General features: G+C 62.2%; 24 protein-coding genes. 19 read left to right on the top strand and 5 right to left on the bottom strand.

Features of this window, described 5'->3' with window-relative positions; genetic code table 11:
* Positions 1 to 40: 40 nt before the first annotated feature.
* The 5 genes from GB927_RS21390 to GB927_RS21410 are packed head-to-tail and all read left to right on the top strand — an operon-like array spanning position 41 to position 4241.
* Positions 41 to 1384: a nucleotide sugar dehydrogenase gene (locus tag GB927_RS21390; RefSeq protein ID WP_256119236.1), complete on the top strand. Its 1344-nt coding sequence runs from the start codon at positions 41 to 43 to the stop codon at positions 1382 to 1384.
* Between the two features lie 5 nt (positions 1385 to 1389).
* On the top strand, positions 1390 to 1875 hold the full coding sequence (locus GB927_RS21395) for a class I SAM-dependent methyltransferase (RefSeq protein WP_256119237.1): 486 nt from the start codon (positions 1390 to 1392) through the stop codon (positions 1873 to 1875).
* 4 nt (positions 1876 to 1879) lie between these two features.
* Positions 1880 to 3517, top strand: coding sequence for a metallophosphoesterase family protein (locus GB927_RS21400; protein WP_256119238.1), 1638 nt, complete (start codon positions 1880 to 1882; stop codon positions 3515 to 3517).
* A 50-nt stretch (positions 3518 to 3567) separates the two neighbouring features.
* Positions 3568 to 3840 carry an antitoxin gene (locus tag GB927_RS21405; RefSeq protein ID WP_256119239.1) on the top strand — a complete coding sequence of 91 codons (273 nt, stop codon included), beginning with the start codon at positions 3568 to 3570 and terminating at the stop codon, positions 3838 to 3840.
* Entirely contained in the window at positions 3837 to 4241 is a 405-nt protein-coding gene (locus tag GB927_RS21410; protein ID WP_256119240.1) for a type II toxin-antitoxin system VapC family toxin, read from the top strand. Before GB927_RS21405 ends, GB927_RS21410 begins: the two co-directional genes overlap by 4 nt.
* A 21-nt stretch (positions 4242 to 4262) precedes the next feature.
* Here GB927_RS21410 and GB927_RS21415 read toward each other — a convergent pair whose 3' ends face one another.
* Positions 4263 to 5162, bottom strand: coding sequence for a LysR family transcriptional regulator (locus GB927_RS21415; protein WP_256119241.1), 900 nt, complete (start codon positions 5160 to 5162; stop codon positions 4263 to 4265).
* Between the two features lie 128 nt (positions 5163 to 5290).
* Between GB927_RS21415 and GB927_RS21420 the strand changes: the two genes are divergently transcribed.
* From GB927_RS21420 to GB927_RS21460, 9 genes are all read left to right on the top strand, one after another.
* Positions 5291 to 5980, top strand: a complete 690-nt coding sequence (locus GB927_RS21420; protein ID WP_256119242.1) for a hydrolase — start codon at positions 5291 to 5293, stop codon at positions 5978 to 5980.
* A 191-nt stretch (positions 5981 to 6171) separates the two neighbouring features.
* The gene (locus GB927_RS21425) at positions 6172 to 7416 is read left to right on the top strand and encodes a flavin-containing monooxygenase (RefSeq protein WP_256119243.1); all 1245 of its coding nucleotides are present in this window, start codon (positions 6172 to 6174) and stop codon (positions 7414 to 7416) included.
* A gap of 188 nt (positions 7417 to 7604) precedes the next feature.
* Entirely contained in the window at positions 7605 to 8564 is a 960-nt protein-coding gene (locus tag GB927_RS21430; RefSeq protein WP_256119244.1) for a LysR family transcriptional regulator, read from the top strand.
* Entirely contained in the window at positions 8561 to 10039 is a 1479-nt protein-coding gene (locus GB927_RS21435) for an aldehyde dehydrogenase (protein WP_256119245.1), read from the top strand. Before GB927_RS21430 ends, GB927_RS21435 begins: the two co-directional genes overlap by 4 nt.
* A gap of 299 nt (positions 10040 to 10338) precedes the next feature.
* Entirely contained in the window at positions 10339 to 12420 is a 2082-nt protein-coding gene (locus tag GB927_RS21440; protein ID WP_256119246.1) for an oxidoreductase, read from the top strand.
* A 10-nt stretch (positions 12421 to 12430) separates the two neighbouring features.
* The gene (locus GB927_RS21445; protein ID WP_256119247.1) at positions 12431 to 13498 is read left to right on the top strand and encodes an ABC transporter ATP-binding protein; all 1068 of its coding nucleotides are present in this window, start codon (positions 12431 to 12433) and stop codon (positions 13496 to 13498) included.
* Positions 13495 to 14424, top strand: coding sequence for an ABC transporter permease (locus tag GB927_RS21450; protein WP_256119248.1), 930 nt, complete (start codon positions 13495 to 13497; stop codon positions 14422 to 14424). The genes GB927_RS21445 and GB927_RS21450 overlap by 4 nt, the downstream gene beginning before the upstream one ends.
* Positions 14421 to 15224: an ABC transporter permease gene (locus GB927_RS21455; protein ID WP_256119249.1), complete on the top strand. Its 804-nt coding sequence runs from the start codon at positions 14421 to 14423 to the stop codon at positions 15222 to 15224. Before GB927_RS21450 ends, GB927_RS21455 begins: the two co-directional genes overlap by 4 nt.
* A 38-nt stretch (positions 15225 to 15262) precedes the next feature.
* Positions 15263 to 15526 (top strand): hypothetical protein, encoded by a 264-nt coding sequence (locus tag GB927_RS21460; RefSeq protein ID WP_256119250.1) that lies wholly within the window; start codon positions 15263 to 15265, stop codon positions 15524 to 15526.
* Here the strand turns inward: GB927_RS21460 and istB are convergent.
* Positions 15487 to 16245: an IS21-like element helper ATPase IstB gene (istB, locus tag GB927_RS21465; protein ID WP_256119251.1), complete on the bottom strand. Its 759-nt coding sequence runs from the start codon at positions 16243 to 16245 to the stop codon at positions 15487 to 15489. The two genes, GB927_RS21460 and istB, sit on opposite strands and share 40 nt — an antisense overlap.
* The gene (istA, locus tag GB927_RS21470; RefSeq protein WP_256119252.1) at positions 16242 to 17738 is read right to left on the bottom strand and encodes an IS21 family transposase; all 1497 of its coding nucleotides are present in this window, start codon (positions 17736 to 17738) and stop codon (positions 16242 to 16244) included. The genes istB and istA overlap by 4 nt, the downstream gene beginning before the upstream one ends.
* A gap of 12 nt (positions 17739 to 17750) precedes the next feature.
* Here istA and GB927_RS21475 point away from each other — a divergent pair, with 12 nt between their 5' ends.
* The 5 genes from GB927_RS21475 (at position 17751) to GB927_RS21495 (ending at position 22179) form a co-directional block, all read left to right on the top strand.
* Positions 17751 to 18872, top strand: a complete 1122-nt coding sequence (locus tag GB927_RS21475) for a quaternary amine ABC transporter ATP-binding protein (RefSeq protein WP_439655521.1) — start codon at positions 17751 to 17753, stop codon at positions 18870 to 18872.
* A gap of 11 nt (positions 18873 to 18883) precedes the next feature.
* Positions 18884 to 19807 (top strand): 3,5-dioxohexanoate:acetyl-CoA acetone transferase, encoded by a 924-nt coding sequence (gene kce / locus GB927_RS21480; RefSeq protein WP_256119253.1) that lies wholly within the window; start codon positions 18884 to 18886, stop codon positions 19805 to 19807.
* Entirely contained in the window at positions 19804 to 20223 is a 420-nt protein-coding gene (locus GB927_RS21485) for a PaaI family thioesterase (protein ID WP_256119254.1), read from the top strand. Before kce ends, GB927_RS21485 begins: the two co-directional genes overlap by 4 nt.
* A gap of 42 nt (positions 20224 to 20265) precedes the next feature.
* The gene (locus GB927_RS21490; protein ID WP_256119255.1) at positions 20266 to 21513 is read left to right on the top strand and encodes a Zn-dependent hydrolase; all 1248 of its coding nucleotides are present in this window, start codon (positions 20266 to 20268) and stop codon (positions 21511 to 21513) included.
* A gap of 297 nt (positions 21514 to 21810) precedes the next feature.
* A complete protein-coding gene (locus GB927_RS21495; protein WP_256119256.1) occupies positions 21811 to 22179 on the top strand; it encodes an OST-HTH/LOTUS domain-containing protein in 369 nt (122 codons plus the stop codon).
* 276 nt (positions 22180 to 22455) lie between these two features.
* On the opposite strand, the gene GB927_RS21500 is transcribed toward GB927_RS21495, so the two are convergent.
* The gene (locus GB927_RS21500; RefSeq protein WP_369431695.1) at positions 22456 to 22896 is read right to left on the bottom strand and encodes a GlcG/HbpS family heme-binding protein; all 441 of its coding nucleotides are present in this window, start codon (positions 22894 to 22896) and stop codon (positions 22456 to 22458) included.
* Complete coding sequence (locus GB927_RS21505; RefSeq protein WP_256119257.1) at positions 22880 to 24622, bottom strand: FAD-dependent oxidoreductase; 1743 nt, start codon at positions 24620 to 24622, stop codon at positions 22880 to 22882. Before GB927_RS21505 ends, GB927_RS21500 begins: the two co-directional genes overlap by 17 nt.
* Positions 24623 to 24649: the final 27 nt, after the last annotated feature.

The following is a 24649-nucleotide window of genomic DNA, read 5'->3' on the forward strand; positions in this document are numbered from 1 at the left end:
ATCTGAACACGCCGGTCTTGTATATGTGCGCGGAGTGCCGATGCCAACAGCCTTGCCTTCCCACGAGACGCTGCTTGCGCGCATCCAATCCCGCGAGGCGCGCATCGGCATCATCGGCCTCGGTTATGTCGGCCTGCCGCTCGCCATCACCGTCGCGCGCGCCGGTTTTTCCGTGCTCGGCTTCGATATCGACCCCGGCAAGATCGTCGCGATCGACGCCGGAAGAAGCTATATCGAGGCCGTTTCCAGCGAGATCCTCGCCGAGGAACACCGCGCCGGCCGCTTTGCCGCCACGAGCGATTTCGGCCGGCTCGGCGATTGCGACGTCATCGCCATCTGCGTGCCGACGCCGCTCACCCGCCACCGCGATCCCGACATGAGTTTCGTCGAAAAAACCTGCCGCGACATCGCGCGCACGCTGCGCCCCGGCCAGCTCATCGTGCTGGAATCGACCACCTATCCCGGTACCACCGACGGCCTCGTGCGCCGCACGCTGGAGGCCGGCGGGCTGAAATCGGGCCATGATTTCTTCCTGGGCTTCTCGCCGGAGCGCGAGGACCCCGGCAACCGACAGTTCCAGACCTCGACCATCCCGAAGGTCGTCGCCGGCGATGGCGCGGAGGCGCAGGCGCTGGTCGTTGCCTTCTACGGCGCGGTGGTGAAGACCGTCGTGCCGGTCTCCTCCACCGCCACGGCGGAGGCAGTGAAGCTCACGGAAAACGTCTTCCGCGCCGTCAACATCGCGCTGGTGAACGAGCTCAAGGTGATCTACGAGGCCATGGGCGTCGACATCTGGGAGGTGATCGACGCGGCAAGCTCTAAACCCTTTGGCTACATGCCCTTCTATCCCGGCCCCGGCCTCGGCGGCCATTGCATCCCGATCGATCCCTTCTACCTCACCTGGGCATCGCGCGCCTATGAACTGCCGACCCGTTTCATAGAGCTTGCCGGCGAGATCAACTCCGCCATGCCGCGCCATGTGGTGGAAAAGCTCGCCGAAGCGCTCGACCGGCGGCAGGGCAAGGCGCTGAGCCGCTCGAAGGTGCTGGTGATCGGCCTCGCCTACAAGAAGAACGTGCCGGATATCCGAGAAAGCCCCTCGCTGAAGCTGATCGAGCTGATCGAGGAGCGCGGCGGTTCGGCGAGCTACTATGACCCGCATGTGCCGGAAATCCCGCCGACCCGCGAATATGGCGCCTTCAAGGGCCGGCCCTCGGTCGCCTGGAGCGAGGCGGAAATCCGCGCCTTCGACGCCGTGCTGATCGCCACCGACCATGACGGTGTGGACTATGCGGCACTCGCCGACTGGAGCACGCTCATCGTCGACACCCGCAACGTCTTCGCCCGGCGCGGCATTGCCGCCGACACGATCATCAAGGCCTGACATCCATGAGCCGTCTGGAAAGTTTTATCCGCCGCATGTCCGCCCAGCGCGACGTCATCGATCATGTGCGCGATAGCCTGCCGCTGCCCGCCACCGGCGCCATCCTGGAAATCGGCCTCGGCAACGGCCGCACTTTCGATCACCTGCGCGAAAAATTCCCCGGCCGGCGCATCGTCGCCTTCGACCGCGCCTTTGGCGCGCATACATCCTCCGCGCCGCCGGCCGAAGACCTGGTGCTCGGCGAGATCGCCGAGACGGCGAAGGCCTTTGCCGGCACGGGCGCGGCCCTCGTCCATGCCGATATCGGCACCGGCTACGAGGACAAGGACGCCATCACGCTGACCTGGCTGCCCGGCATCGTCGCGCAGGCGCTCGGCACGGGCGGCATCGCCGTCAGCGGCCTCCCGCTCGATCATGCGGCCCTCGAACCGCTGCCGCTGCCCGCAACGGTCGATAACGACCGCTACTTCCTCTACCGCAGAAGGCCGTAACGCCATGCCGGCCGTCGCCGTCATCGCGGATGCCCATTTCCACGACATCGAGGGCGACTACGATTTCGCCGGCATTACGCTCGCCGGCCGCAAGCTGACGGTGCGCAACTGGGCCGATACCGCCGGCTCGACCCGCGTGTTCAACGAGAGTTTCGCCGCCCTGCCCGCCGCGCTCGACCGCATCGTCGCGCGCGGCATCCGCCATGTCGTGCTGCTCGGCGATTATAGCGACGACGGCCAGCGCGAGACGGTGGCAAGCCTCGTGCGGCTGCTGGAAAACTACCGCGCCCGCCACGGCCTCGCCTTCTATGCCACGCCCGGCAACCACGACGTCTTCGGCCCGCTCGGCAAGCATCGCGACACCCGCTATGTCGATGCCACGGGCGGCACGACGCTGGTGACCAGCGATGCCGAAAAGGCCGCCGACGATCCCGGCAACCCGGTCGTCACGCCAAAAATGTATTGCGAGGGTATTCCGGCAGGCCTCATGCCGATGCGCGATTTCGGCTATTTCCGCCGCCCGGAATATCTCCATTGGGAAACGCCCTTCGGCGAGAGCGACGACACGGCCGCGCGCGAACACGACCTCTTTTCCGCCGACGGAAAGACCATGCGCCGGCTGATGGACGCCTCCTATCTGGCCGAGCCGGAGGCGGGCCTCTGGCTGCTGATGATCGACGCCAATGTCTTCGAGCCGCGCAATGGCGGGCGCGATATCTCCCGGAAAAAGGCCTTCATCGACAGTTCGGACGCCGGCTGGAACGCGCTTTTGCGGGTCAAACCCTATCTCATCGACTGGATCGCCGACGTCGCGGCGCGCGCCGAGCGTGAGGGCAAGCAGCTGCTCGCCTTCTCGCATTATCCGGCGGTCGATCCGTTCGAGGACGATGCGCAAACCGAGCGCCGGCTGTTCGGCGAGACCAACGTGGCGAAACGCACGCCGCGTCCCCTTGTGGCGGAGACGCTCGACAAGGCCGGCCTGCGGCTGCATTTCAGCGGCCACCTGCATGTCGAGGCCCGTACCCGCCTCGCTGGCCTCACCAATATCGCCGTGCCCTCGCTCGTCGCCTTCCCGGCCGGCTTCGTCGTCGTGCATGCGGAAGGTGAGGCACCGATGGTGGAGAGCGTGTCGCTCGCCGAAGAGCCGCTCGATGCCGATCTCCTCGCGCTCTACCGCGCCGAACACGCCCGCGCCGGCATCGCGCCGGACCCGGCGATGGCAGCGCCAGACTACGGCACCTTCCTCCACCGCCATATGCGCCCGCTGGTGCTGGAGCGCTTCCTGCCGAAGGAATGGCCGCCGGAAATGGCGGCGCAGGCGCGGCGCATGACGCTGTGGGATCTCGGCCTGCTGATGGCAGGCACGGCGCTGGAGGCGAAGGCGGCGGAATCCGGTGTTGATGCCCCCTGGATGCAGGCTCGCCCGCTGCTGGATCTCGTGGTCGACTGGTACTCCCTGCGGCAGTCGCCAGCCCAGGCGCCCACCTACATTCCGCCCGAAAACCTGCACGCCTACCGCTTTCTCGCCAAGGCCTATGGCGACAGGCAGGCCGACCCGCACACCCCGCGCGGCTTCTTCGCGCTCTTCCTCGGCGTGCTTGCGACCAGTCTGGAGCGTATGGTGCAAAGCCTGCCGGCTTGACGCGCCCGCGGTTGGCATATACAAACTGCATATACATGGGAGCCGACGCCATGCCCATCCGATCACCCTCGTCAAAGCCCAAAGAGGCCAAGTTGTTTCGCAACAACCGCAGCCAGGCGGTGCGGATTCCCGTGGAATTCGAGTTGCCGGGGGATCGCGTGTTGATTCGTCGCGAGGGCATGAAGCTCATCATCGAGCCCGTCACCGGGCCGGCCAACATCGTGGAACTGCTGGCCCAGTGGAAGAAGGAAGCGCCGCTCGGGCCGGAGGACCAATTCCCGGATATCGAGGATATGCCCGCAAAGCCCGAGAATATCTTTTGAGCGGCTATATGCTCGACACCAACATCATCAGCGACATCATCCGCAACCCGTTCGGGCCGGCGGCGCGGCGCATCGAGGAGGTCGGGCCTCGGGACATCTGCACCAGCATCGTCGTCGCGGCCGAACTGCGCTACGGTTGCGCGAAGAAGGGTTCGGCCAGGCTGCTCGAAAAGGTCGAGGGCGTGCTCGGGACGATTCCGGTTCTGCCGCTAGATGTGCCGGTCGATGCAGGATATGGCGCCATTCGTGCGGAACTGGAGATGGCCGGGCAGATTATCGGTCTCAACGATTTGCTGATCGCCGCCCACGCCCAGGCGCTCAATCTGACATTGGTGACGGACAACACACGCGAATTCAGCCGCATCCGGGGCCTGGATGTGGAAAACTGGCTGGCAAGATAGCCGGCACCGTGCCCCGCCTTCCTATTGCAGCGCGTCCATGAGGGCCGGGACGCGCTCCTCGAAATATTTCGAGAAAGTGGCGATGCGGGGTGGCAGGGCCTGGTAGGGCGGGTAGTAGAGGGTCAGCCAGAGGTCGGGCGGCGACCATTGCGGGAAGACGTGCACCAGCCGGCCGGTTGCCAGGTGCTCGGCGATGTGAAAATGCGGCAGCAGCGCCACGCCCGCCCCTTCCGCCGCCATGTCGGCGAGCAGGTCGCCATTGTTGGCGCTGAAGGCGCGGCCGGCGGAGATTTCCACGCTGGCGCTGCCGTCCGTCAACAGCCAGGCCTCGCGCCGGCTCTCGCCGTTATAGGCGAGGCATGCATCGGGCGTCAGTTCACCCGGATGCGCCATGCCCGCGAACCGGCTGCCGGGGGCGGCGACCAGCACGCGGCGGATCAGGCAGACCTTGCGCCAGATGGTGAACTTGTCGGAGGGGGCGGCCGAGATGCGGATGGCGAGGTCGAAATCCTGGTCGAGGATGTTGACGAAACCGTCGGCCAACGAAATCTCGAAATTGATCTTCGGGTAGAGCGTGCGAAAACCCGAGAGCACGCCTGGCAGCGCGGTCTTGCCGAACCAGGTCGGCGCGCTGATCCGAAGCCGCCCCTGGTCCGCCTTGTTGGCGTTGATCACGTCCTTGCGCGCCGTCTCCAGCGCCTGCATGGCCGGTTGGACCTGGGCGGCGAAGATCGCGCCGTCCGTCGTCAGCGACACCTGCCGCGTCGTGCGCACGAAAAGCTGGATGCCGAGGTCTTCTTCGAGTGCCGCAATCGCCCGCGTGATCGCGGCGGGCGCCATGTCGAGTTCGCGCGCCACCTGGGCGAAGTTGCGCTTTTCGGCGGCGAGGAGGAAGATGCGCAGGGCCTTGGTGTCGTTCATCTCGATTATTCCATAAATCGCAATTCAATCGGAATTATTATTGTAATTCCGCGGGGCAATCAACTCCGGTAGCTTCATCTCCATAGACAGCGGCGCCACGGCGCACCAACCCGAGAGAGGAGAACACCATGTCCGGCAAACTCGAAGTCCTGACCCCGAAGAACAGCCAGCTCATCTTCATCGACCAGCAGCCGCAGATGGCCTTCGGCGTGCAGTCGATCGACCGCCAGACGCTGACGAACAATGTCGTCGGCCTTGCCAAGGCGGGCAGGATCTTCGACATTCCGACCACCATCACCACGGTCGAGACCGGCTCGTTCTCCGGCCACACCTATCCCGAATTGCTCGCCGTCTTCCCGGAAAACGACATTCTCGAACGCACCTCGATGAACTCCTGGGATGACCAGAACGTGCGCGACGCGCTGGCGAAGAACGCTGCGAACGGCCGCAAGAAGATCGTCGTCTCCGGCCTCTGGACGGAAGTCTGCAACACCACCTTCGCGCTGTCGGCCATGCATGACACCGACTACGAGATCTACATGGTGGCGGATGCCTCCGGCGGCACGTCGGTCGACGCCCACAAATATGCCATGGACCGCATGGTGCAGGCCGGCGTCGTGCCGGTGACCTGGCAGCAGGTGCTGCTGGAATGGCAGCGCGACTGGGCGCACAAGGAGACCTACGACGCCGTCACCGCGCTGGTGAAGGAACATTCCGGCGCCTATGGCATGGGCATCGATTATGCCGTGACCATGGTCCATAAGGGTGAGGAGCGCGTGCACCACGGCAAGCGCATCGGCCCGAACCCGGCGAAATAAGCCTCCCGAATGCAACGAAGCGACCGGTTCCGCGAGGGGCCGGTCGCTGCGTTTTCGGAGACCGCTTTAGCCGCGACCTAATCAGCGCTGAAGCAAACGCTCATGTCGAGCATTTCCGGCGTGCTTTACACCTGTGGTCATGCATCAGCCGCGCGGGCTGAACACCCTGGTAAAGCGAAGAGGACGCCGGCATGTCAGTGGAAAAAGTGGATACGCTCGTCATCGGCGCCGGCCAGGCCGGGGTGGCGATGAGCGAGCATCTCAGCAAACGCGGCGTCCCCCATCTCGTGCTTGAGAAGAACCGCATCGCCGAAAGCTGGCGCACCGCGCGCTGGGATTCGCTGGTGGCGAACGGCCCCGTCTGGCACGACCGTTTTCCCGGCATGAGTTTCGACGACTACCAGCCGGATGAATTCGCCCCGAAGGAAAAGGTCGCCGACTATTTCGTCGCCTATGCCGAACAGATCAAGGCGCCGATCCGCTGTGGCGTCGAGGTGAAATCGGTCGTCAAGGACGGCGACGTTTTTCGCGTGGAGACCTCCGAGGGTGCAATCGAGGCGCGGAACGTCGTCGCCGCCACCGGCGCCTTCCAGCGGCCGATCATCCCCACCGTCGTGCCGGCGGAAACGGGCATCGTGCAGATCCATTCGCATGCCTATCGCAACCCCGCGCAGCTTCCCGAGGGCGCGGTGCTGGTGGTTGGCGCCGGTTCTTCCGGCACGCAGATCGCCGACGAACTGCTGCGCTCCGGCAAGTCCGTCTATCTCTCCATCGGCCCGCATGACCGGCCGCCGCGGCGCTATCGCGGCAAGGATTTCGTCTGGTGGCTGGGCGCGCTCGGCATCTGGGACCTGAAGGTGCCCGCCCCCAACACCGAACATGTGACGATCGCCGTTTCCGGCGCCTATGGCGGCAACACCGTCGATTTCCGCCGCCTTGCCGCGCGCGGCATGACGCTGCTCGGCCGGGCGGAGACATTCGAGGACGGCAAGCTGCATTTTGCCCCCGACCTTGCAAAGAACATCGCGCTCGGCGACGCCAATTATCTCTCGCTACTCGACCAGGCCGACGCCTATGCCAAACAGCAGGGCCTCGACCTGCCGGAAGAGCCGGACGCCCGCAGGATGGAGCCGGACCCCGCTTGCGTGACCGAGCCGATCCTGACGCTCGATCTCAAGGCCGCCGGCATCACCGCGATCATCTGGGCGACCGGCTATGCGCAGGATTTCGGCTGGGCGAAACTCGACGCCTTCGACGAGAAGGGTCGGCCGGTGCACGAACGCGGCGTTTCCCGGGTGCCGGGCCTCTATTTCGTCGGCCTGCCCTGGCTGTCGCGCCGCGCCTCCTCCTTCATCTGGGGCTGCTGGCACGATGCGGATTATCTCGCGGGCTACATCGCCGAAGGGCAATCGAGCCGCTCCAGCAAGAGCGCCTGACGGCCCTCCCTATCGAGCTGCGTTCCGGGCCGCCGGGGCGCGGCGTGCCGCAAGCAGGAAGCGAGTTGACCATGATCCGCAACCCAGATCCACGCGAGGTCCCTGCCTTTCCATCCTCCTGCAGCGATGCCGCCCTTTCCCCGCGCATGAATCTGTTCCTTAATTGGCGGCTCAACAAGGATACGGACATGGTTTTGCGCTTCACGCTTCGGCAACTGGAATATCTCGTCGCGGTCGGGGAGTACGGCTCGGTCACGGAAGCCGCCGAGCGGGTGAACGTGTCCGCGCCCTCCGTCTCCGCCGCGATCTCCCAGCTCGAACGGGAATTCGGCATCACGCTCTTCGTGCGCCGCCATGCGCATGGTCTGTCGCTGACGCAGGCCGGGCGCATCTTCGTGGAGCAGGCCCGCCAGATTCTCGGCGAGGCGGCGAAACTCAACGCGCTCTCCAACGAGCTGACCGGGCAGATCCGCGGGCCGCTGCATGTCGCCTGCCTCGTCACCTTCGCGCAGGCCGTCATTCCCTCGCTGCGCCGCGCCTTTTCCGATATTTATCCGGATGTCGATTTCTTCCAGTACGAGCGCGACCATGCCCGCATCCTCGAAGGCCTGCGCATGGCGCGCTTTGACATCGCGCTCTCCTACGATCTCGACATTCCCGCCGACATGGAGTTTCACGAACTCGCCGTGCTGCCGCCCTATGCCGTGCTGCACGAGGAGCATCCGCTGGCAGGACGCGCTGACGTGACGGTGGAGGATCTGGCCCCCCACCCGATGATCCTGCTCGACCTGCCCTATAGCTCGGCCTATTTCCTCTCGCTCTTCCGCGAGGCGGGGCTGACGCCGCATATCGTCGAGCGCACGCGCGACATGTCGGTGATGCGGGCGATGGTCGCCAACCGTTTCGGCTATTCCATCGCCAATATAAGGCCCGTCTCCACCTATGCGCTGGATGGCGGCAAACTCTCCTTCGTCTCGCTCAACGGCAACCTGCGGCCCATGCGCATGGGCATCATCGCCATGCGCGGCGCAAGCCCGCCGCTGACCGTGCGGCGCTTCATCGATTTCTGCGGCGAAAAGATCCTCGGCATGGGCATGGACCTGCCGGTTTCCGCCGGCGACACCCCGGAACAGAAAGGCATTTCATGACCACGACCGATTGGCGCAGCCGCGCCGCGAGCCTCAAATTTCGCAACGGCCTCTATATCGACGGCGGCTTTCGGGATGCCGCGAAGGGCGGGCGCTTCGAGACCGTGAACCCGGCGAACGCGCAGGTGCTGACCGCCGTCGCGCGCGGCACGGCCGAGGATATCGACGCCGCCGTCGCCTCGGCACGACGCGCCTTCAACGATGGCCGCTGGTCGGGAAAATCGCCGGCCGAGCGCAAGGAGGTGCTGCTGCGGCTTGCCGCCCTCATCCGCGAGAACGTGCCGGAACTGGCGCTGCTCGACACGCTCGACATGGGCAAGCCGATCAGCGACAGCACGACGATCGATGCGCCCGGCTCCGCCCATTTCTTCCAGTGGCATGCCGAAGCGATCGACAAGCTCTATGACGAGATCGCGCCGACCGGGCGCGGCGACCTTGCGCTGATCCGCCGCGTGCCGCTCGGCGTCATCGGCGCCGTTGTGCCGTGGAATTTCCCGCTCGACATGGCGACCTGGAAGCTGGCGCCGGCGCTCGCCACCGGCGATTCCGTCGTGCTGAAGCCGGCCGAACAGTCGCCGCTTTCCGCCCTAATGCTGGCGGAACTGGCCTCCGAGGCGGGCCTGCCGGATGGCGTGCTGAACGTCGTGCCCGGTTTCGGCGAGGATGCCGGCCGCGCGCTCGGCCTGCACCCGGATGTCGATGCGCTGGTCTTCACCGGCTCGACCAAGGTCGGAAAACTCTTCATGACCTATGCGGGGGCGAGCAACATGAAGCAGGTCTGGCTGGAGACCGGCGGCAAATCGCCGAACCTGATCTTCGCCGATGCCGATCTCGACAAGGCGGCCGAGATGGCGGCCTTCGGCATCCTGTTCAATTCGGGCGAGGTCTGCTCCGCGAACTCCCGCCTGCTGGTGCACCGCTCCGTGCAGGAGGAATTCACGCAAAAGCTGATCGCCGCCACCGCCGCCTGGCCGCTCGGCGACCCGCTGGACCCGGCAACCCGCATGGGGCCGCTGGTGGAAAAGACCCATGCCGACCGCGTCGCCGGCTATATCGACATCGGCCGCACGGAAGCCCGCCTTGCCCATGGCGGCGAGCGCGAGACGCGCGACGGCTCGGACTGCTATATCCAGCCGACCATCTTTAACGACGTGCCCGCCGACGCCCGCATCGCGCGGGAGGAAATCTTCGGCCCCGTGCTCGCCATCACGCCCTTCGACCAGGACGAGGAGGCACTGCGCATCGCCAATGACAGCGAATACGGCCTCGCCGCCTCCGTCTGGACGAAGGACCTGTCGCGGGCGCTCTCCGTGTCCGACCGGCTGAATGCCGGCACGGTCTCGGTCAACACCGTCGATGCCCTCTCCGCCATGACGCCGTTCGGCGGCATGAAACAGTCCGGTTTCGGCCGCGACCTCTCGCTGCACAGCTTTGACAAGTATTGCGCGCTCAAAACTGTGTGGGTCAAATACTAGGCACCTGCCCGCCCCGCGGCGCGGCCCTGCCTATGGCGTGAGCATATGAGGCAATGGTTCCCGAAAGCGCGGTAAGATGCGATCGAGAGCCGGCATCGACCTCGCCGCAACGACTTGAAAAGACGAGAGAATTTTCCGGCCGTCTTTGCGCGGCCGGTCCTTCGCGCCAGGATTGAAATCTGGCGCATCCACACGGAAGCCCTTGATTAGTCTGAACCTAATCCCTGTTTCCGGAACGCGTCATTTACCAAGACCCCTTCGCCCAATCCAATAGGCCCTGTAAAACCCCGAGGACTGCCATGCGCGACGCCAAATACGATATCCTGTTCGAACCTCTCGCGATCGGCCCGCATGTCGCGAAGAACCGGTTCTACCAGGTGCCGCATTGCAATGGCGGCGGCTACCGCGATCCCTCCGCTGCCGCCGCCATGCGCGGCGTCAAGTCGGAAGGCGGCTGGGGCGTCATCTTCACCGAGCAGACCGAGATGCACCACACCTCGGAAATCACGCCCTTCATCGAATTACGCCTGTGGGAGGACAAGGACATTCCGGGCCTTCGCCGCATGTCCGACGCCATGAAGGTGCACGGCGCGCTCGCCGGCATCCAGCTCGCCTATTCCGGTATCAACGGCCCGAACTTTTATACCAAGGAAGTGCCGCTCGCCCCCTCCGCGCTGCCGATCCGCACCTTCACCAACGACCCGGTGCAGGCCCGCGCGCTGGACAGGACCGATATCCGCGACCTGCGCCGCTGGTTCGTCAATGCAGCGAAACGTTCCAAGATCGCGGGCTTCGACCTGATCTGTCTTTACGGCGCGCACGGCTTCGGCATCTTCCAGCACTTCCTGTCGCGCGCCACCAACCAGCGCACCGATGAATACGGCGGCAGCCTCGAAAACCGCTCGCGCTTCGCCCGCGAGGTGGTGGCCGATATCCGCGACGCGGTCGGCGATACGACGGCGATCACCATGCGCGTCAGCCTCGACGAGACGATCGGCGAACTCGGTTTCTCCAATGCCGAGGTGCGCGAATTCGTCGAGATGAACGCCGACCTGCCGGACCTCTGGGACCTCGCGCATGGCGCCTGGGAAGACTGTTCCGGCCCCTCGCGCTTCAAGGAGGAGGGCGCGCAGGAAATCCTGGTCAAGGGCATCCGCGAACTCTCGACCCGCCCCGTCGTCGGCGTCGGCCGCTTCACCTCGCCGGACGTGATGGCGCGCATGATCCGCCAGGGCATTCTGGATTTCATCGGCTGCGCCCGCCCCTCCATCGCCGATCCCTTCCTGCCGAGGAAGATCGAGGAAGGCCGCATCGAGGACATCCGCGAGTGCATCGGCTGCAACATGTGCATCACCGGCGACATGACCATGTCGATCAGCCGCTGCACCCAGAACCCCACCTTCATGGAGGAGTGGCGGAAGGGCTGGCATCCGGAGCGCATGAACGAGAAGGGCGAGAGCCAGACCGTGCTCGTCGTCGGCGCCGGCCCCGCCGGGCTGGAGGCCACCCGCGCGCTGGCGCTGCGCGGCTATGACGTGACACTCGCCGAAGCCTCCACGACGCTCGGCGGTCGTGTTGCCCGCGAGCGCCTGCTGCCCGGCCTCTCCGCCTGGGGCCGCGTCGTCGATTACCGCCAGTACCAGATTTCCCAGCGCACCAATGTCGAGACCTATTTCGACAGCCGGCTCACCGCCGAGGACGTTCTCGCCTTCGGCTTCGAACATGTCGCCATCGCCACCGGCTCGCACTGGCGCCGCGACGGCGTCGCCCGCCAGCATGTCGTGCCCATGCCGATCGATGCCGCGATGACGATCTGGACGCCGGACGACATCATGGGCAAGGTCCACCCGGAAAACCTCGCGGGAAAAACCGTCGTAGTCTATGATGACGACCACTATTACATGGGCGGCGTGATGGCCGAGGTGATGGCCAAGGCCGGCGCGACCGTCATCCTCGTGACGCCCTCCGCCTATGTCTCCGACTGGACGCGCAACACGCTGGAACAGGGCGCCATCCATGTGCGCCTCGACGATCTCGGCGTCGACATCCGCCTCAACCGCGGCGTCACCGCGATCCGCGCCGGCCAGGTCGAGACGAACTGCACCTATACCGGCCGCCGCAAGGCCATCGCCTGCGACGCCGTCCTCATGGTCGCCTCGCGGCTTTCGGAAGATGCGCTCTACAACGATCTTCTCGCCCGCCAAGGCGACTGGGCGGATGCCGGCATCAAGAGCGTAAAGATCATCGGCGATGCCGCGGCGCCCGCGCCCATCGCCTGGGCGACCTATGCCGGCCATCGTTATGCGCGCGAACTTGACACGCCCGATATCGGCGATGCCCTGCCCTTCCGCCGTGAAGTCACCCAACTCGAACCGGCATGAGGAACGGGTCATGAGCAAGGCCATCGAAGTGAAATCGGTTTCGAAAAGTTTCGGGACCTATCAGGCGCTGAATTCCGTCAGCTTCGACATTGGCGGCAACGAATTCTTCACGATGCTCGGCCCCTCCGGCTGCGGCAAGACCACGCTTCTGCGCATGCTGGCCGGCTTCGAGAGCCCGAACAGCGGCTCGATCCTGCTCAATGGCCGGGAGGTCGTCGACATCCCGCCGCACAAGCGCCGCGTCAACACGGTGTTCCAGAGCTACGCGCTCTTCCCGCACATGACGCTGGAGCAGAACGTCGCCTACGGCCTGGAAAACCTCGGCTGGGACAAGGCGCGCATCAGGAACCGCGTCGGCGAGATGCTGGAGCGCGTACACATGACGTCGATGGCGAAGCGCAAGCCCGCCCAGCTTTCCGGCGGCCAGCGCCAGCGCATCGCGCTTGCCCGCGCCTTGGCGCCCGAGCCGGAAGTGCTGCTGCTCGACGAACCGCTTTCCGCCCTCGACCTGAAGCTCCGCCAGGCGATGCGCGACGAGCTGCGCACCCTGCAACGCGACACCGGCATCACCTTCGTCTTCGTCACGCACGACCAGGAAGAGGCGCTCGACATGTCCGACCGCATCGCCGTGCTCGGCGGCGGCGAGGTGCAGCAGATCGGCACGCCGACGGAAATCTACGAGGAGCCGGTCAACCGCTTCGTCGCCGATTTCGTCGGCGAGACCAATTTCCTCGATGTCGAGGTGCTGGAAAGTGCCGCCGGCCAGGCGACCATCCGCACGCCCTTCGGCCTGTCGATCACCGTGCCATCACCCGGCCATGCCGCCAAGGGCCGCGCGACGCTGTCGGTGCGCCCGGAAAAGATCAACCTCGGCGACCAGGCCCAGGGCATCACCTTCGAGGGCCGCATCACCAACAAGAACTATATGGGCGGCTACACCCATTACACGCTCGACGTCGCCGGCACGGAGCTACGCGCCTCGCGCCGCAATGCCTCGCGCGAGGGCGACACGATCCCGCTCGGCGCCACCGTGCCGGTGGGTTTCGTCGCCGGCTCCGCCCGGGTGCTCGCGGCATGACCGACACCACCCTCCACGCCCCCGCCGAAACGGACAGCGCCCCGCGCGCCCGTTTCTGGCATGACCTTTCCTTCTGGGGCCTGCTGCCGTCCTGGCTGCTGATGGGTTTCGCGCTGATCCTGCCCATCGCCATCATCGCCGCCGTCTCCGTCGCCACGCGCGGCGCCCATGGCGGCTTCGCCTGGGACTTCAACCTCGCCGGCTACCGCCAAATCCTTTGGAACGAGGGCTGGACGGGCGAGCTGGAATTCACCCCGCAATACCTGCTGATCATCGCGCGCACCTTCCTGCTCGCCGGCGCCACCACGCTGATCTGCCTCGCCTTCGCCGTGCCGGTCGCCTATTTCATCTCGCGCCAGCCGCCGGGCCGCAAGGCCATCCTCGTCTATCTCGTGACCTTGCCCTTCTGGGTCTCGATGATCCTGCGCGTCTACGCCTGGATGATCATTCTCGGCAAGGACGGCACGCTGCCGAAAGCTCTGGAATTCCTCGATTTCCCCGCCGGTATGAGCTTCATGTTCAACGACGGCGCGACGCTGACAGCCATGGTCTACACCTACATGCCGCTGATGGTGCTGCCGGTCTTCGCCTCCATCGAGAAACTGGACGGCACGCTGATCGAGGCCTCGCACGACCTCTACGGCAACCGCTGGGTCACGTTGCGCCGGGTCATCCTGCCGCTGACCGCGCCGGGCATCATCGCCGGCGCCATCCTCGTCTTCGTGCCTTCGCTGGGCGCCGTGCTGGAGCCCTCGCTGATGGGCGGCGGCAAGGAGATGATGATGGGCACGCTGATCCAGCTGCAATTCGGCGGCGGCCGCAACTGGCCGTTCGGCGCGGCCATCGCCATGGCGCTAATGGCGCTCGTCATGCTCTTCCTGGTCTTCACGGCGCTGCGCGCCGCCCGCAGGGAGGCCGCCCAATGAGCCTCCACCACGACGTCAAGCGCTATCCCGGCCTCGGCCCCCTCACCGCGCTGTTCTTCGTCTATCTCTACGCGCCGCTCGCCGTCATCGTCGTCTATTCCTTCAACGCCAACCGGGTGGCCGGCGTCTGGACGGGTTTTTCGACGCAATGGTATGCCTCCGCGCTCAACAATGCGGCGCTGATGAACGCGCTCGAAACCTCGCTGATCGTCGCCGCTATCGCCACCACCGTCTCCACGCTGATCGCGCTTTCCGCAGCCCTTGCCATCATCCGCGGAAAGAACGTGCGCTTCCGCAAACTCTCCGAAACCGTGGTCAACCTGCCGCTGCTCCTGCCGGAAATCGTGCTGGCCGTCGCCACCCTCATCCTCTTCTCGCTGATCGACGTGCAGAACGGCATGCTGCGGCTCACCATCGCGCATTCCGCCTTCTGCACGCCCTTCGCCTTCCTGCCGATCCGCGCCCGCCTGCAAGGCATGTCGCTGGATCTCGAAGAGGCGAGCGCCGACCTCTATGCCGACCGCTGGACGACCTTCCGCCGCGTCACGCTGCCGCTGATCTTCCCGGGCGTCTTTTCCGGCGCGATGCTCGCCTTCCTGATCTCGATGGACGATTTCATCACCTCGAACCTGCTGTCGACCGGCGGCTCGACGACGCTTCCCGTCTACATCTTCTCGCTGATCCGCGCCGGCACCTCGCCGGAGCTGAACGCCATCGCGACGCTGCTGATCCTGGCGTCGCTCATCCTCGCCACCGTCGCCCTGCTGGTTGCGGCGCGGGGCGCCCGAGAGACTGCCTGAGCCATAATCCCAGAACCATAATCAAGAGAGGAACGACCATGAAAAAATACCTAGCCGCCACCGCACTCGCCCTGTGCTTCGCCACCGCCGCGCACGCGGAAGGCCAGCTCAACATCTACGCCTGGGCCGAATCCATCTCGCCTGCGCTGATCGAAAAGTTCTCCAAGGAGAACGACGTGAAGGTCAATGTCGATAGCTTCACCTCCAACGAGGACCTGCTGACCAAGCTGCAGGCCGGCGCGGCGATTTTATGTTGGAAGTTTCAGCCGGCCTTTCGGGCGTGGCTTTGGGCGAGACGATAGCTGTCGCCGTTCATCTCAAGGATGTTGACGTGGTGGGTGATGCGATCGAGCAGCGCGCCGGTCAGGCGCTCAGATCCCAGGGTTTCCGTCCATTCGTCAAACGGAAGATTGCTGGTGATCAGGGTGGCTGCGCGCTCGTAGCGTTGCGAGATCAGCTCGAACAGCAATTCCGCGCCAGTTTTGGATAGTGGCACAAACCCCAGTTCGTCGATGATCAGCAGTTTGTAGGCGGCCATCTGCTTCTGGAACCGGAGCAGACGCCGCTCGTCTCGGGCCTCCATCATCTCGCTGACCAGGGCCGCCGCTGTGGTGAAGCCGACGGACAAGCCCTTCTGGCAGGCGGCCAGGCCGAGGCCGAGCGCGACGTGCGTCTTGCCGGTTCCGCTGGGGCCGAGAGCGATGACGTTCTCACGGCGCTCGATCCATTCGCAGCGCGCCAGTTCCAGCACCTGCATCTTGTTGAGCTTGGGTATGGCGGAGAAGTCGAAGCTATCCAGGCTTTTGACGACCGGGAATTTGGCCGCCTTGATCCGGCGTTCTACCTTGCGGCGATCCCGCTCGATCGTCTCCCGCTCGGCAAGCCGGAAGAGGTATCCGACATGATCGACGCCTTCGGTGGCGCAGAGCCGGGCCAGCTTCTGGTGCTCGCGCTGGAAGGTCGGCAGCTTGAGGGTTTTGAGATAATGGGCAAGCAGGATGTCGGGTGCTTCGGTGCTCATGCCGCTTCACCCGCATCAGACGACAGGAGACGCATATACGCCTTCGCCGATGTCTTCTCGACCGTCGCTCTTGGCAGGTAGGGATAGATCGTCAGGTCCAACCGCGGTGGCCGGCGCTCGACCCGGCACAGGATCAGATGTTTGACCGCATCGAAGCCGATCGCGCCGAGCTGAATGGCCTGCTTAACGGCCGCATGCAGGTCCGCAAGGTCGAAACTCTCCAGAAGACGGAGAACTTGCACGTATTCCCGCCGCCCATGCTTGGCCATGCGGCCTTCCATCAGCCGGCGCAGCGTCGCGAACTCCTCCGGCAGATCCCAGCCCTGCAACGGAGCTGCTTGATCCAGCGAGTTGATCTTCTGCTCGATCAGCGGCAGGTAATGGACGGGATCGAAGACGACATCTTCGCGTTCCCAGCACCGCGGATGACGGGCAATGATCTCGCCGCGGCAGCCGATCACCACTTTGTCGACATAGCCCCGGACCCAGACGTCCTGATGGCCATACGCGACCGGGACGGAATAGTCGTTGGTTTTGTAGCGCACCAGCGACTGGGCAGTCACAATAGCGCTGGCCTGATCGCACGCATCGAAGGGTGACGCCGGCAAGGAGCGCATGGCCGCGAGATCCCGCTGCAATCGTTCCCCGATTGTCTCGCTCTCGCCGCGCAGCTTGTCGCTCTGGCGCTTTCGGCACTGCTCTTCCAGAAAGGCGTTGAACGCATCCCATGTTGGAAACTGCGGGATCGGCACCATGAAGTTACGTCGGGCATAGCCGACAAGCCCTTCGACATTCCCTTTGTCGTTGCCCTTCCCAGGACGGCCATAGCGATCCCGGATCAGGTAGTGGGACAGGAAGCCACTGAACAGCGCTGCCCGTTTGCGCGTGCCGTCGGGGAGGATCTTCGCGACAAGGCAGCGGTCGTTGTCGTAGACAATCGACTTCGGCACGGCCCCGAAAAAGACAAATGCATGGATGTGACCATCGACCCAGGCCTCGGCCACGGCCGCCGGATAGGCCCGCACATAGCAGCCGTCACTATGCGGTAAATCCAGCACAAAGAAGCGCGCCTTCTGTTCCACGCCGCCGATGACCACCATCGCCTCGCCAAAGTCGGCCTGCGCATGGCCCGGCGGATGCGACAGCGGCACGAACACTTCCTGGCGGCGCTGTTCACGCTCGCGCATGTAATCCTTGATGATCGTGTAGCCGCCGGTGAAGCCGCACTCGTCACGCAGCCGATCAAATACCCGCTTGGCTGTGTGGCGCTGCTTGCGCGGCACCTTCAGATCTTCGTCGAGCCAATGCTCGATCGTCGACACAAACGCATCCAGCTTCGGCCGCCGGATCGGTGATCGCCGCTGATAGCCAGGTGGCGTCGAATAGGCCAACATCTTGGCTACGCTGTCGCGCGATATGTTGAAATGTTTTGCTGCCTGACGTTGCGTCATCCCTTCGGAAACAGCCAGGCGAACTCTCAAATAAAGTTCCACGGTGTAGATCCCCTGTCCCTCCTGCATTCATGGCAGAAAGGAAATAGGTGGCCGGTTTTTACTCCGCCCGCGGCTGGACTATTCCGCCGCTACCGTGGCCGACTTTTCCACCGCCGCTCTCACAAGACTGAACTCAACGAACGGCATGGCCATGTTCTCGGCCTGAAGAACATCAACATCTCGATGCCGGGAGGAGACATCCAGGTCATCATGGGCTTGTCTGGCTCAGGCAAGTCGACGTTGATCCGCCATATCAATCGACTCATTGAGCCTAGCGCGGGGCAAATTATCGTAGGGGGTCAGGACGTTGTTAAGATGCCGCTGGATGACCTTCGGCAATTCCGACGACACAAGACCGCAATGGTCTTTCAGAAGTTTGCGCTCTTACCACATCGCAACGTCCTGGAAAATACGGTCTACGGGATGGAGATCCAAGGCGTTTCTCGCCAGAGGCAGCTGGAATCTGCAACCCACTGGCTGGAACGGGTGGGGCTCAAGAATTTCGAAACGAAGTATCCCAATCAGCTCTCAGGCGGGATGCAGCAGCGCGTGGGCCTAGCGCGCGCGTTGGCAAACGATGCACCAATCCTTCTGATGGATGAAGCCTTCTCTGCTCTAGACCCTCTTATCAGAGTCGATATGCAGTCGATCCTCCTTGAACTGCAGAAGGAGATCAAAAAAACGATCGTCTTCATCACCCATGACCTGGACGAGGCTTTGCGTCTTGGCGACCGTATCGCAGTCCTTAGAGATGGGGAGGTTATCCAGCAGGGTACCGGCCAGGAAATCGTCCTTCGGCCAGTCGATGAGTATATTGCAAGGTTCGTTAGGGAAGTTAACCGAGGAGCCGTTCTGTCCGTCTCCGCCGTTATGCAGGAATTGACCGAGCCTGTCGAAACGGGCGCTGCTCGCATTTGCGGCGATGCAAGCCTGGAGGAAGCACTCGGCTTCTTGAACCGCGAAAATGCCCAGCATGCTCTCGTCGTCGATTCAAAAAGCAGGCCCATAGGCCTGCTTTCCATGCGGTCGTTGATCTCTGCAATCGTAAACCCGTCACCGGGCAACGCTTCAAACAAGGCGTCACACGACACGAGCAACCCGCTTCCTTTGGCTCAAACAAGCCGAAACTCTTAGTAAGGTGCAAAATGACCTCAAAACACTCCGCAATCATAACCTGCGCCATAACTGGATCGATCCATACTCCCTCCATGTCTCCTTACTTGCCCATCAGCGAGGAGCAAATTATCGAGCAGGCGGTTGCGGCCGCTGAGGCAGGAGCTGCAATCCTCCATCTCCATGTTCGAAATCCAGACACAGGAGAGCCATCGAGCGACCCGGAATTGTTCGAGCGGGTGGCGAAAACCGTCAGCGCTCGCACCGACGCGATTTTAAGTATCACGACAGGCGGCAGCGCGAAAATGTCCGTGGAGGAGCGGTTAAAAGGGCCGACCCGTATTGGGCCTGAGCTCTGCTCCCTCAATCTCGGCACAATGAACTTTGCTCTTCATCCGATGGCAGACAAACCACGTGAGTGGAAGCACGACTGGGAAAAGCCTTTCTTGATGTCCACGAAAGGCGGATTTTTCAAGAATACGTTCAACGACATGGAGCAGATCATAAAGGATCTTGGTGATCGCCATGGGACGCGATTTGAGTTTGAAGCCTACGATGTTGGACACCTCTATAGTCTGGCACATCTCACAGAGCGCGGGATGGTCACCGGAAAGGTCTTTGTTCAGTTCGTGATGGGCATTCTGGGTGGAATCGGTGCTGACCATACCAGCCTCGTATTGATGAAGGAGACTGCCACTCGACTATTCGGAGATAATATCGAGTGGTCAGTTCTTCCAGGTGGCAAGGCACAAATGCCCCTCTGCACGATGGCTGCCATTATGGGCGGAAACATTCGCGTCGGTCTCGAAGACAACCTGTGGCTCGGCCCCGGCCAACTCGCGAAGAACAACGCTGAGCAGGTTGAGAAGATCACGCGTATCCTTTCGGAACTGAATATCCCGATTGCATCCCCTGCTGAGGCGAGACGGCGTCTCTGCTTGCGTGGATCAAAATGAACGCTGAAGAAAGACTGACGGCGATCACTACCGGTGAACTCGACGTTCCGGTTTATGGCTTGCTTAGTTTACGAGTCGTCGAATTCTCCGCTGAAGTAGTGAAACTGGTACTCAAACCGTTGCCAGCGCACGCCAATCCGTACGGAAAGGTTGCGGGCGGCGTGATCGCCTCCTCGCTCGACACCGCGGCCGCGTGGGCCGGGGACCTTCAGTGTTCGAATGGCTCCTTTTGTACCACGATCGACATCAAGGTCAATTTTCTACGTCCTCTCGCGATTACAGATAGCGAAGTGGAAATCATCGCCACGCCAGTTCACATCGGCGCGCGAATTATGGTTGCAGAAGCAAAAATGGTCCGTGACGACGGAAAGCTCGTGGCGGTGGCAACTGCCACGCTAGCTGTCCTCCAAGCTTAACCGGTCGCTCTGACCGCAGCACGAATATCTAGGGGTATCGCAATGACAACGCATGCAAACCTGGCAATCGACGCCGATCGACTTTGGCAATCACTAATGGATATGGCCCAGGTTGGACCAGGCATTGCTGGCGGGAACAACAGGCAGACTCTGACGGACGCCGACGCTGTGGGTCGCAAACTTTTTCAGGAATGGTGCGAACGAGCGGGCCTAGCAATGGGCGTCGATCAGATGGGCAACATGTTCATGACGCGCCCTGGCACTGAACCTCATTCCTTGCCTGTTTATGTCGGAAGCCACCTCGATACCCAGCCCACAGGCGGAAAGTTCGACGGCGTGTTGGGCGTGCTCGGAGGGCTCGAGGTCATCCGAACGCTCAACGACTTGGATATCAGGACAAAACGCCCGATCGTCGTTGTTAACTGGACAAATGAAGAGGGCGCTCGTTTCCCTCCTGCCATGCTGGCTTCGGGAGTCTTCGCTGGGAGGCATACGCTGGATTGGGCGTACAATAGCGTCGACCCCAGTGGAAAGCTTTTCGGCGAGGAATTGCGACGTATCGGCTGGTTGGGCGACGAGGAGGTGGGCAGTCGAAAAATGCATGCCTATTTCGAACTGCATATCGAACAGGGGCCCATTCTCGAAACTGACGGTGTTGATATCGGTGTCGTAACGCACGGACAAGGGCTGCGCTGGATCGAATGCACGGTTACAGGGAAGGAGAGCCATACTGGGTCCACACCCATGGCGATGAGACGCAACGCCGGCCTCGGTCTCGCGAAACTCACTGATCTTGTCCACGAGATTGCAATGAGACATCAGCCAAATGCCGTGGGCGCCATTGGACACATTGATGTTTACCCAAATTCTCGAAATATCATTCCAGGTAAGGTGGTGTTCACGATCGACTTTCGATCGCACATGATCGAGATCATCAAAGCCATGCTCGAGGAATTCTGCCAACGCGCCCCTCAAATCTGCGAGGGCCTCGGCGTAAGCCTTGAGACAAAAGAAGTAGGTTCCTTCGATCCACCAGCATTTGACGAGAGATGCGTCAAAGCAATCAGGGAAGCCGCTCAAACTCTCGGGTATACCTATCGCGATATTGTTTCAGGAGCTGGCCACGATGCCTGCTGGATAAATGATGTGGCACCTACAGGCATGATCATGTGTCCCTGTACCGATGGATTGTCTCACAACGAAGCAGAGCACATCACCAAAGAGTGGGCCAAGGCAGGCGCCGACGTGCTGCTTAGAGCTGTGGTGAAAACAGCTGAGATCGCCAACTAAACCTGCCAGTGAAGAATTGAGCTAGAGAACAATGTTTTTTAAATTGAGTCACGACGAGATCAGCGCCATACGCCAAAACAATTTAAAAAGCTGCTCACAACACAAAGCCGGTTTAAAGCGTGGCCAAAGCTCCTACTGGCGCTGACAGCATGAAATACACAAGAAGATGTGAACGGAAATGAGGTGCGGTACGGCAAGTCAGGTCTATGGTGCTGTATTCCACGTCAGCTCGGCTCCACCATCTATGATGGTGAAAACTGTGCCGCGACACTGGACTATTGGTACTGGACTCGTGAGATGACGATCGCAAGAATGGGTGCGATAATGCAAAAGAATGAGATAATCGTGCCGGAGGAGATGAAGCTGATCCCGGAACGCATGGGGTATGCTCCCGGAGTCAAGATTGGTGGTTTCTGTTTTGCTCCGGCCAGATCGGCAGAACGCCTGATCTTGAAGTCGTTATCGATCCAGAGGCGCAGTTTGTGGCCGCATGTCGGCAGTCATGTTGCAAAGCAGTCACCCGAATTTGATTCCAGAAACTACGCCTTTGCCCGTCTCAGCGAAATCGTCAAGGCGACGGGGAAATTTGACATGGACCGATCCGGCAAGACGCAGAAAGGCGTCCTCACCCATCTCAAACCGGCATCCACCGCGACCAAAAGGTGAAAGGAGTATTCCGATGGCACGCGAGAGCATCGAGGAACGCCTCTCCCCATCGAGGTCCAGCGGAAAACCCTTGGCGCCCGTCTCGTCCAGCAGGGGCATAAAGATGGTACGCGCCACAAGGTCCTGCTCGGCACCCCTGTCCCGCGCCGCCAGCTTAGGGTCAAAGACGGCGGATCGAAAGATGGTGGCTGAAAACAGATGGCGCCGCGGCGGTGCATCGGGGCGATATAATCAACTAGGAATGTATGTAAGCAGACCAGCTTTGAACGCGGCTCCTTACAGGGTGGCGAGAAAGCGGTCCACGCCTGCTTGCGCACACTCATGGTCCTGCGCAGGCGTTCCGGAACTTATTCCGATTGCACCAACGACCTCCCCGTCGACAACCACCGGAACGCCGCCTGCAACAACCATCAACCGGCCACCGATAGCCGAGTTGATCCCGTAAGCGGGCTGTCCTGGTTGGCTTGCCGTACCATAGCTCTCGGTTGTCCGTTTGGCACCTGCAGCGGTGTAAGCCTTGTCCTGGGCAATGATGCTGCTAGTGATCTTGCCACCGTCCATCCGCTCGAATGATATGAGGTGTCCTGACTCATCGCAGACTGCTATGCACATAGGCACACCGATCTCCTCAGCCTTTGCTTTTGCTCCTTCGACAAGGATTTTTGAATCCTCGAGGCTCAGTCTTTTTATCATCAGCATTTCAAGACCTTCCGTCATCTCTGCCAGCGATTGCCTTGGCGGCCCGGTAAGCAAACACAATACCAGGACCGATCGTGATACCGGCGCCGGGATAGAGACCGCGCATGAGTGACGTTGCGTCGTTGCCACACGCATAGAGCCCTTCGATCTTCTGCCCGCTTTGATCGAGGACATGTCCCCAAGTATCTGTTGCAAGCCCCGTCGCGGTACCAAGGGTTGCGGGGACGATCGGCAGTGCGATGAAGGGACCGACCGTGATCGTCCCCAAGTTGGGATTCGGCTTTCCGACAGATGGATCGCCAAGCATGCGATTGAACGCCGATTCGCCGCGCTGGAAATGCGGGTCCTTGCCTGCTCGCGCATGCGAATTGTGCTCGTCGACAGTCTTCTGAAGCTCAGTGGCGCTGACGCCGATCTTGCCGGCCAAATCGGCGATGGTTCGGCTTACCTTGATGTACTCTACCTTTTCATAGGCCTTGGTTCCCATCGTCCACGGCCATGGTAGCATGTGTCCCATGCCCCGCTTTTTCAGGAACTCTGTGTCGCAGATGAAGTAGAACCGCTTGTCCTTCGGGTAGCCGTTCCGGAACATCGCTAGGCAAATGTCGTGGTAAGAGTTGGACTCGTTGACGAAGCGTCGAGCGTCAGGGCCGATCGCAATTACCCCCGGTCGCCCTCGGTCCAGCCACCCGTACGGAACCGTCTGCTGGCCGCCGTTCTTGTCGCGAAGAATCGAAACCGGCGTCCAGAATCCGGCGCTGGCTACGTCGTTATCGATAGTACCACCGATCTGCTGCGCAATCTTGATGCCGTCACCGGTGGAATCTGGATGGGCGAGCGTTTCATCGTGTTGGTGTTCCCCGCTGAGCGCCTTGCGTAGGCCCGCATCCCGCGGGAAGCCGCCCGTGGCGAGAACCACGCCCTTCTCCGCTTTAATCCGGATATCCCGACCTCCGCGACGAACGACAGCTCCGATCACCTTCTGATCCTCGATGATCAAACGGATCAGCGGCGCTTCTGTCCAAATCGCGACGCTTTTCTGTCGAAGGCTGGTGATGAACCGGGCGATAAGTGCATTGCCCCCACTGAACTCTGTGCCACGCCGGTAGAATAGGCGGTCACGAGCGTAGCGTCCGACGCGCTTCAGAACATGCCGCATCGAATCCAAGGATTTGAGAGGGTTCAGAAATTTCATCACCTCGCCAGAGGATATCATCATTCCACCAAGGACGACACGAATGGGATCGCCAACCAGATCGAAATCTTTGCCCAGGAGCCTGCCATCGTACGGAGCCGGACTTAGCGCGCGCCCCGAATCGACGCCGCCGACCTGAGAGGAATGGTAGTCGGGCGCTGATGCCAACGTGAATTTCACCTCCGTACCGTCTGCGATTTGCGTTAGAGCTGCTGGGCCGTCCGTGAGGTATGCATCGACAAAGTCCTCCCGATAGTAGTTTCCGAGCTCGTTCCTCAGGTAGGTTCGAGCGTTGTCGATGCTATCGTTGACTTTTGCCGCTTTGGCCTGTGGGGAACATGGAACCCATATCATACCGTTCGACAGCGCAGTGGTGCCTCCCAGCTTCACCGACTTCTCACAAACGAGAACTTTCAGGCCTGATTGGGCGGCAAAAAGAGCGGCAGAAAGGCCGGCAGCGCCACTGCCGACGGCGACGACGTCATAGACCTCATCCCATTGGGAAGCGTTGGCAGGGTGAAGGGCGATTGGCGCGGATGAAACGGTCATAGTCAGTCTCGCTGGCTAGTGGATAAT

Origin of the sequence: Shinella lacus, assembly GCF_010994755.1 — a bacterium.
Classification (GTDB): Bacteria; Pseudomonadota; Alphaproteobacteria; order Rhizobiales; family Rhizobiaceae; genus Shinella; species Shinella lacus.